This window comes from Micromonospora yongxingensis (assembly GCF_052601155.1).
The window spans coordinates 251,438-266,445 of sequence record NZ_JBQXEO010000005.1; the positions used below are offsets into that span (position 1 = coordinate 251,438).

At 68.5% G+C, this 15,008-nt stretch carries 14 protein-coding genes; 4 read left to right on the forward strand and 10 right to left on the reverse strand.

All coding sequences use genetic code 11. The annotated features are described in order from the left end of the window. Positions 1-2: 2 nt before the first annotated feature. The 6 genes from ACTWLT_RS09710 to ACTWLT_RS09735 are packed head-to-tail and all read right to left on the reverse strand — an operon-like array spanning position 3 to position 5,321. Positions 3-1,946, reverse strand: coding sequence for a proton-conducting transporter transmembrane domain-containing protein (locus ACTWLT_RS09710; RefSeq protein WP_445318015.1), 1,944 nt, complete (start codon positions 1,944-1,946; stop codon positions 3-5). Then, entirely contained in the window at positions 1,943-2,245 is a 303-nt protein-coding gene (locus tag ACTWLT_RS09715) for an NADH-quinone oxidoreductase subunit NuoK (RefSeq protein ID WP_252418185.1), read from the reverse strand. Before ACTWLT_RS09715 ends, ACTWLT_RS09710 begins: the two co-directional genes overlap by 4 nt. Next, the gene (locus tag ACTWLT_RS09720) at positions 2,242-2,805 is read right to left on the reverse strand and encodes an NADH-quinone oxidoreductase subunit J (RefSeq protein ID WP_252418186.1); all 564 of its coding nucleotides are present in this window, start codon (positions 2,803-2,805) and stop codon (positions 2,242-2,244) included. Before ACTWLT_RS09720 ends, ACTWLT_RS09715 begins: the two co-directional genes overlap by 4 nt. Continuing rightward, positions 2,805-3,743 (reverse strand): NADH-quinone oxidoreductase subunit H, encoded by a 939-nt coding sequence (locus tag ACTWLT_RS09725; RefSeq protein ID WP_445318016.1) that lies wholly within the window; start codon positions 3,741-3,743, stop codon positions 2,805-2,807. The genes ACTWLT_RS09720 and ACTWLT_RS09725 overlap by 1 nt, the downstream gene beginning before the upstream one ends. Beyond that, positions 3,736-5,007 carry a hypothetical protein gene (locus tag ACTWLT_RS09730; protein WP_445318017.1) on the reverse strand — a complete coding sequence of 424 codons (1,272 nt, stop codon included), beginning with the start codon at positions 5,005-5,007 and terminating at the stop codon, positions 3,736-3,738. The genes ACTWLT_RS09725 and ACTWLT_RS09730 overlap by 8 nt, the downstream gene beginning before the upstream one ends. After that, the gene (locus ACTWLT_RS09735) at positions 4,998-5,321 is read right to left on the reverse strand and encodes an NADH-quinone oxidoreductase subunit A (protein ID WP_252418327.1); all 324 of its coding nucleotides are present in this window, start codon (positions 5,319-5,321) and stop codon (positions 4,998-5,000) included. The genes ACTWLT_RS09730 and ACTWLT_RS09735 overlap by 10 nt, the downstream gene beginning before the upstream one ends. A gap of 547 nt (positions 5,322-5,868) precedes the next feature. On the opposite strand from ACTWLT_RS09735, the gene ACTWLT_RS09740 reads away from it, so the two are divergent. Together ACTWLT_RS09740 and ACTWLT_RS09745 are read left to right on the forward strand one after the other, a co-directional pair. Next, positions 5,869-7,251, forward strand: a complete 1,383-nt coding sequence (locus tag ACTWLT_RS09740) for a YibE/F family protein (protein ID WP_445318018.1) — start codon at positions 5,869-5,871, stop codon at positions 7,249-7,251. Between the two features lie 61 nt (positions 7,252-7,312). Then, positions 7,313-8,332 carry a coiled-coil domain-containing protein gene (locus tag ACTWLT_RS09745; RefSeq protein WP_252418189.1) on the forward strand — a complete coding sequence of 340 codons (1,020 nt, stop codon included), beginning with the start codon at positions 7,313-7,315 and terminating at the stop codon, positions 8,330-8,332. 662 nt (positions 8,333-8,994) lie between these two features. On the opposite strand, the gene ACTWLT_RS09750 is transcribed toward ACTWLT_RS09745, so the two are convergent. Beyond that, positions 8,995-9,885: a peptidase M23 gene (locus ACTWLT_RS09750; RefSeq protein ID WP_445318019.1), complete on the reverse strand. Its 891-nt coding sequence runs from the start codon at positions 9,883-9,885 to the stop codon at positions 8,995-8,997. 582 nt (positions 9,886-10,467) lie between these two features. Continuing rightward, positions 10,468-10,911, reverse strand: a complete 444-nt coding sequence (locus ACTWLT_RS09755; protein WP_252418191.1) for an SURF1 family protein — start codon at positions 10,909-10,911, stop codon at positions 10,468-10,470. Positions 10,912-10,970: 59 nt separating this feature from the next. Between ACTWLT_RS09755 and ACTWLT_RS09760 the strand changes: the two genes are divergently transcribed. Beyond that, positions 10,971-11,465 carry a hypothetical protein gene (locus tag ACTWLT_RS09760; protein ID WP_445318020.1) on the forward strand — a complete coding sequence of 165 codons (495 nt, stop codon included), beginning with the start codon at positions 10,971-10,973 and terminating at the stop codon, positions 11,463-11,465. 299 nt (positions 11,466-11,764) lie between these two features. Here the strand turns inward: ACTWLT_RS09760 and ACTWLT_RS09765 are convergent, their stop codons facing one another. Continuing rightward, a complete protein-coding gene (locus tag ACTWLT_RS09765) occupies positions 11,765-13,033 on the reverse strand; it encodes a L,D-transpeptidase (protein WP_445318021.1) in 1,269 nt (422 codons plus the stop codon). Between the two features lie 566 nt (positions 13,034-13,599). Between ACTWLT_RS09765 and ACTWLT_RS09770 the strand changes: the two genes are divergently transcribed. After that, on the forward strand, positions 13,600-14,760 hold the full coding sequence (locus ACTWLT_RS09770) for a D-alanyl-D-alanine carboxypeptidase family protein (protein WP_374558757.1): 1,161 nt from the start codon (positions 13,600-13,602) through the stop codon (positions 14,758-14,760). A 58-nt stretch (positions 14,761-14,818) separates the two neighbouring features. On the opposite strand, the gene ACTWLT_RS09775 is transcribed toward ACTWLT_RS09770, so the two are convergent. After that, positions 14,819-15,004 carry a hypothetical protein gene (locus tag ACTWLT_RS09775; protein ID WP_252418194.1) on the reverse strand — a complete coding sequence of 62 codons (186 nt, stop codon included), beginning with the start codon at positions 15,002-15,004 and terminating at the stop codon, positions 14,819-14,821. Positions 15,005-15,008: the final 4 nt, after the last annotated feature.

The window sequence follows — 15,008 nt, forward strand, 5'->3', positions numbered from 1 at the left end:
GCTCACCCCAACGTCACGAGGAGGACGACGCCGACGAGGAGGACCACGACGGCTTGCAGGTAGTACTGGTGCAGTTGGCCGGTCTGCGGCCGGCGGGCCAGCCGGCCCAGCCGACGCACCCTGGTGGCCAGGTGTTCCACAGCATCGTCGAGCCACCGGTCATCGGCCCGGGCCGCGCGCGCCGCGACCCGCATCGACAGTTCGGAGGTTGATGTCACGGCATGGTCAACAACCCGGTCGTCGAAGCGGGCGGCGCGACGGCTCAGCGACACCACGGCCCGAGCGGCGCCGGTGATTGCACGGTCCAGGACCCGGTCGTCGAACCGGGCCAGGGCATTGGCGCAGCGCAGCGTGGGGCGCGTCACGAGCGCTGACGCGGCCGACTGCAGCCCCATCCAGCGCAGCGCCCAGCGTGGCTCGGGCAGCCGTCGGCGGGCGAGGACCACCAGCAGGACGGCGAGGGTGACTGCCGCTGACACGACCAACTCCCGGACGGAGACGTAAGAGCCGCCGGCCTGGCCGACGGCTCGGACGACGGTGCTGGCGAGCGGTGGGAGCGCCAGCAGACCGGCGTACGCGGCGCCCACCGCCAGCAGCACCAGAGGTACTCGCTGCAGCAGCGTCACGCGCCGGTTGCCCCGCTCATCCTCGTCGACGTGGGCTTCCACTTCGGCCCGGCGGTCGGCGCGTACCCGCGGCCAGATGACGACGAGGATCTTCGCGGCGTAGGCCGCGGATAGCGCCGACGCGGCGAGGCCGATGGCATACAGCCAGGGCGACTGCTCGCCGACGGCGGTGAGGACGGCGTCCTTGGTCGCCCACAGCGACAGCGGTGCGATCCCCGCGAGAGCGAGCGCACCGACCGTGGCCGACCAGCCGACCAGCCGCCACCGCCCGACGACCCCGCGCAGGCCGGCGAGCCGCTTGGTGCCCAACGCGGTCAGCCACACCCCGGCGGCCAGGAACAGCAGCGCCTTGGTCGCGGCGTGCGCGACGAGGTGCGCGGCGCCGCCGGCGACCGTTCCGGCGCCAGCGGCCATCACCACGAAACCGAGTTGGGCGGCGGTGGAGGCGGCCAGAAGCTGCTTGAGGTCGCGCTGCGCCACCGCCACCGCTGCGAGCAGCAGCGCGGTCGCGGCACCGAACCCGGTGGTCACCGGGCCCGCCCACCCGGTGGCGGCGAGCAGGGGCTGGACCCGCAGCAGCAGGTAGCCTCCCATCGCCACCATGGCTGCCGAGTGCAGCAGGGCGCTCACCGCGCTCGGGCCGGCCATCGCCCGGGAGAGCCAGAACGAGAACGGCAGCTGCGCGGCCTTGCCCAATGCGGCGACCAGGATGCCGGCGGCGATCACGTGGCGCCATCCCGGGCTGCTCTGCGACAGGTTTGCCAGGGCCAGGCCCGCGCCGCCGGCGAGCGCTGCCCCGGCGGCGGCGTAGAGGCCCAGGTCGGCGGCGCGGGTAGTGAGGAATGCGGTGAGGCCGGCTGACATCCGGTCCTCGTCGCGCCACCGGAATCCGATCAACGCGTACGACGCGGCACCCATGATCTCCCACGCCAGCAGCAGCGCCGGCAGTGTCGCCGCCGCCGCGGTGAACGCGACCGCCCCGGCGAAGATCAGCATCAGCCCGTGGAACCGGGCGGTCGACTCGTGGATTTCCCCGGTCGAGGCGAGCAGCACCAGCAGGGTCACCACGGTGAGCGTGGGCAGGATCAGGGCAGCGAGCCCGTCCACGGCCAGCGCGAGGTCGGTGCCGGCCAGGAAGGGCACCGACACCGCCGGGCGGTCGGCTGCCACCACCGCGGACAGGCCCACCATCGTGGTGGCGGTCGCCAAGGAGATGGGAATGGCGATTCGGTTCGCCCGTCGGGCGGCGGCGAGCAGCGCACCGACGCCTGCCGGCAGGACCACCAGCAGCCACAGGCACACCTGCGCGAGGTCCCTCATCCGGACAGGTCCGCGGCCATGTCGGTCATATCGACCCGGCGTACCCGGTGCAGCAGGGTGGCCACCGCGAAGCCCATCGCCATCTCCACGGTCATCGCCGCGATGATCACCAACAGCAGCACCTGGCCGGATGGATCCGGGGCGAGAAACCACCAGAAGCCGGCGGCGGCCAGGATGAGGCCGTTGAGCATCAGCTCGAGACCCATCATCACCATCACCACGACCTGCTGGGACAGCGCGCCGTACAGGCCCACGCTGAACAGGGCCGCCGCCACCAGCAGCACGGTCTGCAGGGTCATCGGCCGACCCCACCCGGTTGTGGGTCGTGGGCGGGACGGCGGCGCAGGTCGTCACCGAAGCGGTCGTAGCGGGTGCGGTGCGCTGCCAGCACCACGCCAGCCACGATGGTGACCGCCATGACCACGCCGACAGTGATCATCGCCAGCATCTTCGGGCCCATCAGCTCCTCACCGAGCGCGGCCGTCACGTCCTCGGCAGGGGCGCCGCGGCGGGCCGGCCACGGAACGAGCAGCACCCCAGCGGTCAGGGCGACAAACACACCGACGGCGACCGCCAAGGCCTGTCGCTTGTCGTGGACCATGCTCATCGGCATCAGCGCCGGGTTCATGCCCATGAACATCACCATGTAGACGGCCATCACGGCCATCTCCATCACCATCATCAGGATCGTCACCACACCGATGTAGTTCTGCTGCAGCAGCAGCACCTGCACCCCGACCGCGATGAACGACAGCGCGAGCGAGTAGCTGGCCCGGGCCATCGAGTTGACCCAGAAAACGGCGGCCCCGCTGAGCACGGCGACGACGGCGAGCACCCAGAACGAGATGGCGGTGATCATCAGGTTCTCCACACTACGACGACGGCGACGAGGAGGTCCTGGACAAGCACGGCGGGTAGGAGCACCACCCACCCGACCTCCATGAACAGGTCCGGCCGGACAGCGGGCAGCCGGCGGCGCAGCCATACAAGGACGGCGAGCAGGGCGCTCGTCTTTACCAGCACCCAGACCCAGCCGGGTAGCAGCGGACCGTTGCCGCCTCCCAGGAACATCGGCACGGCGAAGGCGGCTCCCGCGGCCAGTAAGGCGTAGCGTCCGCCCTCGAACACCAGCCGGTCGACGCCGGACAACTCCGTGGTGACGCCGCCGGCGATGTCGGAGCCCAGCGCTGGCGTGAACGGTCCCCAGACCGCGATCGCGACGACACCAGTGCAGAAGACCAGAAACGCGACGGGCATCCACACCACGAACCACAGGTCCGCCTGCGCTGCCGCAACCGTCCCCACGTTGAGACTCGATGCGGCGACCGCTGGCGCCACGAGCGCGAACATCAGCGGGAGTTCATAGGCCAGTCCGTGCGCCAGGAAGCGGTAGCCCCCGATCAGCGAGTGCGTGGAGTTGGCGCCCCACCCGGTCAGCCACACGAACGCCCAGGCCAGGACGTCCATCGCGTTGAACCACACCACCCCCACGTCGAGGTCGAACAGCGTCCACTGCCCCAGGGGCACGACCGTGACGATCATCAACGCCATGAACAGCAGGCCGGAACTGCCGATCCGCCACAGCAACGTGTCGGCCGCGACAGTCGTTCTGCGTCGCTGCCGTACGAGCCGGGCCGTCTCTCCCAGCGGTCGGGTCATCCCCGACGGCCCGGCGCCCGCTGTCCGCGCCGAGAAAAGCCCGTCAAGGACCGCGGCGAAGGCCACGAGGAGACCCAAGATCGCTGCCGCAGCGAGTGCCCACCCGGCGGAGACCGTCGTGACGGTCGAGTCAGGCATGCGCCACCGCGCTCGCCGCCGGCTGCGGGTCGAGGTCAAGGCTGGCGACGACCAACCGCGCAGTGGCGATGTCTAGCCCCTGCACCACGTCACCGATCTTGACGATCGGCACGTGCTCGCTGGCGTCGCTGCTCGCGTCGGCGGAGCCGGCGATGTCATCGGCCGCTCGCTGGATCATCGAAAGGAGGCGGTCGTGGGTGTCTCCGCGCAGATGGCCGGGCAAATCCAGACGCGCGACGTCAGCCGCAGAAAGGTAACCGACTCCTCGCAGCGACCACCGCAGCAGCCATGAACGCTTGATGCGGCGATGCAGCCGGTCGAGGTCCCGGGCCGTCGTCCCCCGGTCCCCGTCGCTCAACAGCCAGTCACGCAGACGCCGGGCACGGCCGGCCGCGTCCTCCCAGCCACTGAGGGCGAGCAGTCCTGCGGCGTTGTCGCAGCGGCGCGCCGCACGATGGTGAGCGCACCTCACGCCAGCGTGGTGGCGCGCGTGTTGGGCGTCGACCAGGGTGACCTCTGCGTGGACGATGAGGTCGCCCTGCAACGAGCAGCGTAGGACAAGACCCGTCGGCCAGTACGGCAGCACCGGACCCAGACGAAGGTGCAGGACGTCCAGCTCTAGGCCGTCGCGGTCCTCGCCTCCGTGGGCCATCGGGATCCCGGCCGGCGCCATATCCATGCCGCCGTGACTCGTGGCGCCGTGACCCATGTCGGCGTGGCCCATGTCCATGCCGTGGCCCATGCCACCGTGATCGCCACTTTCGCCATGACCGCTGGACCCACCATGGTCCATTGCGCTGTGTTCAGCGTGACCGCCGTCCATCTCGCCCTTGCCGACATGAGTGCCGTGGCCGCCGTGGTCGTGGCCGCCGTCGTGCCCCTCCGACTCGTTGTCACGGTGCCGTTCGCCATTGGGCGTGGCCGATCGGCCCTGGCTGTCGTCGCGCTGCAGGGTCACATCGAGGAGCTTGGTGGCGGCACTTTCAAACGCCGCCGCCGCGAGGTGCGGTGCATCGATCTGGACCCGGGCGCGTGGCCCGGGCAACTGCTCCCACAGCCTTGCGGCGATCGCTGCTATCTCTGGGCCCGGGGTGCCGCAGAGTGCCAGCACGTCCGCGTCCGCGGGCGACGAGGCGAACAGCCAGCCCCGGGCAAGGAGTTGCTGCTCGGCTGCGGCGCGCGTCAGCCAGTGTCCCGGCGCCTCCACGAGGAGAACGTGGGCGTGGTTAACCGCGTACCTGGCCAAGGCGTTGCTCAGACCCACCGCAGAGCCCCCTCCCTCCAGGCCCACACCACCGCGACGAAAACCGCACCGAGGAAGAGGAACATTTCGACGATTGCCGTGGCGCCCATCTCGGCAACGACGACCGCCCAGGGGTACATGAAGAGCATTTCCACGTCGAATGCGAGAAACAACAGGGTCGAGAGGTACCACCGGACGTGGTACCGGGACAACGCGTGTTCCTCGGGCCTCCATCCGGACTGGAACGGCAGCACCGCGAGGGGATCGGGCGCGAGGGCGAGCAGGCGGTGCAGGCCGTACAACCCGGCGACGAAGACAATCGCCACCAGTGCCATCGCGGCGGCTCCCGCATACATGTCGCCTCCTCCTGATCATTAGGAGCATGCCCGTCCGGGAGGGTCGATGTGCGCATATCCACCCGAAGGTCAGGTGCGGCAGAGAGTTCCGCCGGCCGCCGAGCTGCCAGTAGCAGGCGTAGCGCGAGGACAGCCGGAAGCACGGTTGGAAGCAGAGGACGATGCTCGCCCGGTGATGCCATCTCCGTCGGCAACGATGGGTGCCACCCCCGCCGCGGATCGACCCTCCTGCCGCCTACTATCTACTGATAGTAGGCGGTGCAATGGACGGGGGATGGAGTGCATCCGAGGATGACGTGTCGCAGCGGGTTGGTGCCACGGGGCCATCGTCGGCAAGCGGCCCACACCGACACACCCTGGCGCTCTTGCTTGACGGCGCAGGAGTAGCGCACTTCTCGGTCGCCGTGCGTGATGGCGCCTGGAGTGCCGCTACAGGTGATGCCCAGCGCGTCGAGGTAGGCACTCCAACCAGGAATCAGGCCAGTCGCCGACGACACCGGCCGCCTCGACCGTTGGGAGACTCACAGTGGGTGCTGACCACAGCCGTGCCGCCCCGTCCACCCCGCGGGTGCGACGGATCCTCGTCGCGACGGTGGTCCCCCTCTTCGTCATCACCGTGATCGCCACCCTGGTGCTCTGGCCGCGCGATACCCCCGACGGGGAGCAAAGTGACCCGGTTCCCCGTTACCACGGCACGGTCACGAAGGTCGTGACGGAACCCTGCCCGCCAGTGTCAGAGGTCCCGGAGGGCAGCCCGACCGCGCAGGACGGGCCGTGCGGAACGGTCACCGTCCAGGTCGAGCAGGGGCCGGACACCGGAAATCAGGTGGAGATGCCCGTGCCGTCTGGCCCGGGCGCTCCCGAAGTTGCGGTCGGGGATGCGATCGTCATTGTTCAACTGACGGACCCGGCCGACCCGACGGTGAGCACCTACAACATCGCCGAGCACCAGCGCGGCAAGCCGCTGATCTGGCTGGTGGCGCTCTTTGCGGCCGCGATCGTGGCGTTCGGACGGCTGCGGGGGCTAGCGGCGCTAGCCGGGCTGGGGGCGACCTTCGCGATCCTGCTCGCCTTCGTCGTGCCCGGCATCTCCGCTGGCGGCTCGCCGTTGCTGATCGCAGTCACCGGCTCGGCCCTGATCATGTTCGTGGTGCTGTACCTGACCCACGGCGTCACCGCGCAGACGTCGGTGGCGGTGCTCGGCACGCTGGGCAGCCTGGTGCTGACCGGCCTGCTTGGCACCCTGGCCACCGCCGCCGCCCACCTGACCGGGTATGGCAGTGAGGAGGCCACCAGCCTGTCGATGTTCCAGGCCGACGTCGACCTGCACGGCCTGCTGCTGGCCGGGATCATCATCGGCTCCCTCGGGGTGCTCGACGACGTCACGGTCACCCAGGCGGCCACGGTCACCGAGCTTGCGCACGCCAACCCGGCACTGTCCCGGCTGCAGCTCTATCGTGCGGCGACCCGGGTCGGCCGGGCCCACATCGCCTCCACCGTCAACACCATCGTGCTGGCGTATGCGGGCGCCTCGCTGCCGCTACTGCTCCTGCTCACCGCCGACTCCCGGTCGGTGAGCCAGATCCTCACCAGCGAGTTCCTGGCCCAGGAGATCGTCCGCAGCGCGGTCGCCACACTCGGACTGATCGCCGCCGTACCGCTGACCACCGCACTGGCGGCGCTGGTCACCACGGCTGGGCGCAACCCCGCAGTCGACGCCGCCGATAGTGGAAACATTCCACAATCTCGTATCCCGAAAAAACGGCACGGAAACGCGTGGCCGTCGAGGCGGAACGTCGCGCTCGAGGCGCTCAGCGGGGGTGATCCCACCGATGGGCGAGCCGGTCCAGGCAGCGACCCGACGCCGAGCGGCCTCGACCCTCGAGGACGCCGGAATATTGAATGGTGATACCGGCCATCATCCGTGACGCACCTGATCATGAGAACGCTGACCAGTCGGAAGGAAACCTGTGACGGCACGACTGCGCCGCTGGATGACACCGGTGGTGGCCACCCTGACCGTTCTCGCCATCGTCACCGGCCCTGTCCCGGCGACGGCTGCACCTTCGACGCCGACGCCATCGGGTCACGAGGATGACGGTGAGCCGCGGCTGCTCACCGATGTCATCGAGGGAGCGAACCGCGCCTACACCCGGGCCAAGGCGAAGCTGGAGAAGTCCAGGAAGCGCCAGCTTGAGCTCGCGCTGCAAGTCGACCGCGCCCAGGCGGAGCTGGACGCCTTGAGGCCGCAGGTGAGTCATATCGCCATGCAGTCCTACCGAACTGGCCGGCTCGGTGCGGCCGCCATTCTGCTGGACAGCAACGCCCCTGATTCGTTCGTCCAGCGTGCTGTCGCGCTGGACGAGCTGAACATGGTCAATGCGAAGCAGCTCGCCGAGGTTAACGTCGTCAAGACCCGCGCCGAGCAGGCGAAGCTGGGGCTCGACGCCGAGGTGCGTGAGCAGCAGAAGCTCACCAATGACATGGCCCGGGACAAGCGCGAGGCGGAGAAGGCGCTCGCGCTCGTGGGCGGGCAGGGCTTCACCGGTGGCCTGGTGTCGGCCACCTCGCCGGTTGCCCGGATCGCCCCTGGCCGCACCTCCGACGGCGACTGGAAGTCCGAGAGGTGCAGCGAGAAGGACCCCACCACCGCCGGCTGCGTCACACCACGCACGCTGCACATGTACAAGGAGGTTAAGCGGGCCGGCTTCAACCGGTTCGTCGGCTGCTACCGGCCGGGCGGTCCGTGGGAGCACCCCAAGGGCCTCGCCTGCGACTGGTCGCTGCAGAACAGCGGCTTCAGCCCTTGGCGCAGTAAGGACACCCGGATGTACGGGAACAACCTCGCCGCGTTCCTGATCCGCAACGCCGACCGGCTCGGCGTGTACTACGTGATCTGGAACCGGCAGATCTGGTTCCCGGCAACCGGCTGGAAGTCCTACAGCGGACCGTCAAACCACACCGACCACGTGCATGTGTCATTGCTCTAGCCTCAGCCGCGGGCGAGCACGGGACGGCACGCCGGTTGGCGCGTCCTTGTCGCATACGGCCCGGTCAGCGGCCGATGATCAACGGGGCGGGCGCTGGCAACTTGCCGGCCAGGTGCGGCACCTGTGCCGGGCCGGCTGAAGCGCGGCGGGTACGCGGCAGGGCCACCCAGCGGCTCTAACTCGCTGTCGTGACCCTCGCCCATCTACTGACCCTCGACACCCGAACCGGCAGCGGTCCGGCGCTCAGTGGCGCATTCATGGATGGTCTGAAGAGTGTCACGGCGGCCCAGGCTGGGCCGCCGTCACGTCCTTTTCGAGGCAGCGGGGTCAGGCGGACCCGCCGCAGCAGCTGAGCGTTGAGCGCCACCACGATCGTGGCGACCGACATTAGGTTCCACCCATGCACCTGCACGGACACACCCTCGCCGTTGTCGGCGGCGGTGTCCGCAAGGACAGCATGATCGTCTTGCCCGACCAGACGGTGACCATTGACCACCCGGTGCGCTGGTTCGGCCCAGTCACATCGCTTACCGCTGAGGCTGGGATCGCCACGCTCGCCTACCGGACTTCACGGCCCGCAACCGCCGAAATCGATAGCGACGCAAACGTTCCCCGACAACACGTTCCCTGTGCGTTGAGGAGCCCGGCGTCAGCAGCCGCGGTCAGGCGTGGATGGCGTTCACCACCTGGTTGGCACGCCACTCGTGCTGGGCGTACAGCCACCCGAACGCCGACACCTGCACGGACTGGGCCGCGACGGTCAGCGGGAGGTCCTGCCAACCCGGAATCGCCAGCAGTGCGCTAAGGAACTGCCGGGTCGCATACTCCGGCTTCATGAGATCCCCCACCGCACCCCAGCCGGTGCTGGGCCGCTGCTGGAAGAGCCCGACGGAGTCGTGGTCCCAGCCGATGGCCTGGTGTGGGTAGTTCTGCGACTCGGGCAGCACTCCGCTGGCGTAGTTGTAAAGGTTGCTCTCCTGCATCGCCGTGGCCACCGCGATCACCAACGCTCGGCGCGGCACATCCATCTCCTCGCCGGCACGCACGATCATCTTCGCGTTGTTCATCTGGGCCTGGTCCAGCCCCGCGACCGGAACGACTCGCTTCGGCTTCGGCTTCGACGTCGCCTTCGCCTTGGGGGTGGGCTTGGCCGTCGGCAAAGCGGAGCTTTCGCGGCTTTCCGCGGTGGGGCTTTCGGTGACGGGGGCGGCGGACTCTCGGCCCCGCCCACGGGAGGCGGCGTCCGCTTCCGCCCGCTGGGCGATCTCCGCTCGCTGGTCGGGGGTGAAGGACTCGCCGGCCGGGCTTGCACCAATGACAGCGACACCGGCCAGGCCGAGGCAGCACACGGCACCGGTGGCCACCGCCATCCGGGTCCGACCGCGTCGGGCGGCAAAGGGGTTACTGAAGTGGCTGAGGCGGGTACGCAGGGACCCGGCGGGGAGCCAGCGCCGGGAGACACTGGCTGGCTGATTGGCTGGGGGGTTATCGTCCGAACGGACAGCCGGGCCGCCGAGGCCGCGCGGGTCGTCGAGGTTGCCGTCGTTACGCATTCGACGAGGCTAGACAGGCGCACGTGCCGTTACCCACGGTGATCGAGTGGCCGTGCTCACACTTTGCCGTGCCACAACGGGAGTCTCAGGGCCGCTCCGGGGGACCCGGGAAGAAGCCACGCCAGACCGGCAAATCACCCCTCGATCGCTAGAGGGCAGAAGTCAGCACGAAACGGGGCAGGATGCCGAGGTCTCTAGGTTGATCCACTAACTCAGCCTTTCGGGCGATATGGGGCTGGCCTTTAGGGACCAGACATTGCCGGTTCTCCTTGCCGTTGAGCCAATCGGCACCCCAATGCCCAGGCCACCGCCTCTTAAATCAAGCTGGCGACAGCTACTACGAGTTTGAAGGGGCAGCGGCCACGCAGGCGTCCCGGTCCGGCGCGGTTCCCCAGCTCACCAGATGGCTTCGATGGGCACTGCCGGACTCCAACCCGAACGACGCTCCGACTCGCGTCGGACGCACTGACGGGACCGGTGCCGGTGCTCGTATGCGACGGCGCGGTGCCCGGCAGCGTCGCCAACCTGGCACCGACGGCTGTCCGCCAAGACCGGCCCGCCACCGACATCGCGCGGCCGGGGTCAGTGGCCGTCGAAGCCGGGATAGTCCGACAGGCGCCGGCGCGAGTCGACGTTGAGCCACCGCAGTCTGTGCATGTACGCGGCGACGTCCCAGTCGTCCTCGTCCTGCTGCGCGACGTCGGCGGTCGGCGCTAGTCGCGCCACCGGGCCTGCCTCTGTTTCCCCGCGATGAAACGACCAGGAAGGCCCGACGGCCACTGTGACCTGCAAGGAATCCGCCGCAGGCGGGCGGGCAGCGCGGTTCACGCGCTCTCGCACCACGCGGGTCCAGAAGAACACCCCGAAGGCAGCGAACAGCGGCCACTGCGCCGCGTAACCGTAACTGGCACCGTTGCCCAGCTGCGCGTGCTGCCACTGCCACCAGCCCAGATGCAGGCACGCCACCGCGACCACAGCGACGACTATGTGGCCGAGCAGCCACTGCGGTCTGAACCAAGCTGGCATACCGCCACAATAGCGTCGCAACCGAGTGACCGTCACAGGTGATGACATACCGTATCGGGGTGAAGGTGTTCCCCGTTACCGTGGACTCGGGCCAGACCGTCAGCCTGCGCCTGATCGACAGGACAGTCGTTATCACCTTGACCGCGTCGCGGTGGCGACGTCTGCTGCGTTGGTCCGCCGGGTCGGTATTGGTCGGGATGGGCCTTGCGACGGTCGCCAACGGCGTTACGCGGGCCGTCGATGGACGGGTTGGCCTGTGGCTGATTGGCGCCACCGTGACTGTCGCCGTCGCCGGCGCTATTGGTACCGCCGTAGCAGGAGCTCTTATCTGGCGCGCCGAGCGTCGATCCGCAGGAAGCCTGAGTGCCGCTCACGTCACCTTCGCCCGCAGTGACGCCCTCGACGGTCGAGTCACCGTGACCGTCGAATGCACCGACGGCACCACCCGCCAGTTCAGCGCGAGCGGCATGGCCGGCCCCCGTAAGGCCCAATTGTTCGCACGGATGCTCGCTGCGTCGGCCTCGACCGACAAGACCCCCACCGCAATCCCCTAGAGCTGCCCTTCCTGGCATCCGCCACCGTCGCCGGCCTTCCGAGACTGCCTGCCCCATGATTGCGACAGGGTGTGTCACGGCACTAACGCGGCAGGCCACCTGGTACCGGCAGATCTGGTTTCCGGCTGCGGGCTCAAAGCCCTACAGTGGCCCGTCCGACCACAGGGACCACGTCCGCATTCCCATGCCGTAACACGGCCCCCGTCACGGCTCTTATGGAGTGGACGTCCTCGCATGACGAGAGACAAGGGGGCCGGCTCGCCACCGACGATCCGGCACGCGTGTAGGACAGGACCGGATCAGTCGCCGGTGACGGACGGGGCCGGGGCCGGCGATCCACCAGCCACGGCGCCCGGGTGCGGCACCTGCGCCGGGGCCGGCTGGAGCCCTGCGGGCACGGGCAGTGCGCTGCCCTTGACGAACTCGTCCCAGCTGACGTTCCAGGCCGTCCAGCCGTTGCCCGGCTGCAATTGCACCTCGGTGCCCTTAAAGGTGACCAGGTCTCCGACCTGGGTGACGCCCATCAGCCAGTCGGCCGCGGCAGCGGAGACGTTGGTGCAGCCGTGCGACACGTTGGTTTTCCCCTGGTCCCCCTCGGACCACGGCGCCCCGTGAATGAACTCACCGCCCCAGGTGAGCCGCTGGGCATCCTCAACGTCGACCACGTAGCCCCCGTTCGGTTCGCCCCGGGTATCGAACGTCGCGTACTGGTGCTTCTCCATGATCACCATCTTGCCGCTGGACGTCGGCGTGCTCGGCTTGCCGAGGCTGACCGGGATCTTGCGAATCAGCTTGCCGTCCTGCATGACCGACATCTGCTTGGTGGCGTTGTCGACTTCCAGGGACACCTGCCGGCCGATCTCGGAGGTGGCGCTTCGGTCCGCGTCGCCGACTCGGTCTTTACCGATGGGCAAGCCCTCCAGGCCGGTCCGGACGTCGATCGTGGTGCCTGGTCGCCAGAAATCGGGGGCCCTGTAGTAGACCTGACTGCCATCCTCCACCCAGGACCAGGCACCCGGCTGAGGCGGATTCGTCTTCACGAACAGGCGGCGCTGCACATCCGCTCGGGCTTCCTTGGCGATGGGCGGATCGAACGCGACGGTTACCGGCATGGCCGTGCCGTAGATCCGATTGCCAGTGAAGTAGAGCGTGCTGGTGATCGTCGGTTTGGTGGGTTTCGGCATCGTCGTGAAGGTCGTCTTCCGGGTGGTGATCTGCCCGGAATCGCCGGTCGCGGTGACCTCGGCGGTATAGGTACGCCGGGGCTGCAACGGCCTGCTCGGAACCCAGGCCAACCTGTCCTCCCGAGGCTCCGCCTTGATCTGCGTCCCCTTGTCGTCGCTGATCCGTACAGCGCTGATCCGCCCACCCTTCACGGCCGTCCCCACCTCGGCACTGATCGGCACTTCCCGCGTACCGTCGGAAGGTGTGACGGTCAACTCCGGCGGCGCTGCCCGCCCCGGGGCCGATCCGGCACCCGACTTACGCTCGGTGGTGCACCCGCCGAGGACCAACGGTGTGGCTGCGATGGTTACCGCCAACAGTGTCAGTCGCTGCCTCAACTCCATGATGCGTCCCCCCAGTTATGACTTCCCTTCGCCACATTCTCTCTACGAGCCGGCGATAGTAGACCGATTTTCGGAAGATTCAGGTGCCCGGCAATGGGCAGCATTTCCCCGAAGTCGCCTCGTGGATGAAGAATGAACTTACTGTCCTCCTATGCCCGCCTTGGTCTTGCAGGACGATGGTGCCGGCGTTTTTCGCCCAGCCCGGCCACCCTTCGCGCTCGAACCCCGGGCCGGGTTCGTCCCACCTATAAGCTGCGTCTTCCTCCTAGCGCGGCGCCAGGCAGGGCAGGGAGCGCCAGGATGACATCAATCGGACTGGCCGCCGCGATGACGCCGCAATAGGATGCCCAGATCGGCGGGCGAGCAAGAGGGTGTAACCGACTGCGAACGCCTGTGACGGGATATACCAGCCGGGGTGACCCTGCCAGCAGAATTGGCCTGTGATCGGACATGAGTTAGACCAAAGGCCCATTCTCCGGCTGCGACTGCAGCAATTCTCACTGCCGTCGGGATCACTTTCGCAAACTTGACCGCACGCACTCTGATGACGATTACCGTGCATTTACGTGACTACCTGGCGCGTGGCAGCGATGACGTTGAGTGCCGCTTTGGTGGTGCCCGCCGCGGCGGTCATGCCACCAATGCGGGCGGCAGCCGCGGCGGCCGTCCCATGCCCGGCCGTTGAGCCGCCGATGCAACCGCCAGACACACCGTCTCCACCACCTGTTGATGCCGCCGAGCGGAAAGTCGGAGGGGATGCGCTGGCCACATCCGGCTTGGCCAGCCCTCCAGACGTACCGACGCCGCCGGGCGTGACCGCCACCTCGTGGCTCGTGGCGGATCTCAACAGTGGTGAGGTCCTCGGCGGCTGTGGCCCGCACGAGCGCCGAACGCCAGCCAGCGTTCAGAAGCTGCTCCTGGTGGCCGCCTTGATGCCCCGCCTCGACCCAGCGGAGGTCGTCGAGGTGAAACGGGAGGATCTGCAGGATCTCGATCCGGGCAGTTCGTTGATGGGTGTGGTCGAGGGCGGCAGGTATTCGGTCGAGAGCCTGTGGCTGGGGCTCTTGCTCAGGTCGGGAAACGACGCGGCCAACGTGCTGGCCCGCGTTGGCGGAGGCGGCGCCGGTAGGCAGGGCGGAGTCGACGCAATGAACGCCGAAGCGCGTCGGCTGCGCGCGAATCAGACCCACGCGGCGACGCCGTCGGGCCTGGACGGCCCCGATCAGTACACAAGCGCGTATGACCTCGCACTCATCGCGCGCACCACCTTCGCCCGGGAGGACTTCCGGCGATACATGCAAACCAGGGTGGCGACGGTACCGGCACAACCGGGAACGCCGGCCTTGGAGATCGACAACGACAACACCCTGCTCGACCGGTACCAGGGAATGCTGGGCGGGAAGACCGGCTTCACCCAACTGGCCCGGCAGACGTACGTCGGTGTGGCCGAACGCAACGGTCGACGGCTCGCGGTGACCTTGCTCGGGGCGGAGACCGCGCCGTTGGGGAGTCTGGGGGAGGCGATAGCCCTGCTCGACTGGGGCTTCGCTCTCTCTCCGAATGCTTCCGTCGGCCGCCTGGTCACCCCCGACGAAAAGAAGTCGTCGATGTCGCTGCTGACCGGCCTTGGCCTCGGCGCTGCCGTCGGACTGGTGGTCATGATCGTCGCGGTCCCCTGGTATCGGCGTATCGGTGCGCGCCGAAGCAGCCAAACGGAAGGGAGATGACATCCCATCGGAGTTGTTCTACCTTACGATGGCCTCGATCTGTCCGACCGGAAGACGGTCATGCGCAGGCAGGTGTCCCCCGGTTGCTGACGTAGCCGATGGTCTCTCGTCCGGCGCCGACGGCTCGCAGGATGCCGCCACCGACGGTGGTCGCGGTAGGGATCACTCGTTCCTTCGCGTTGGCGAGCAGAGGGACCAAATCAGGTTCGACGCCGCCGGTAGCGCCGACAATTTCGACGGTCACTCCG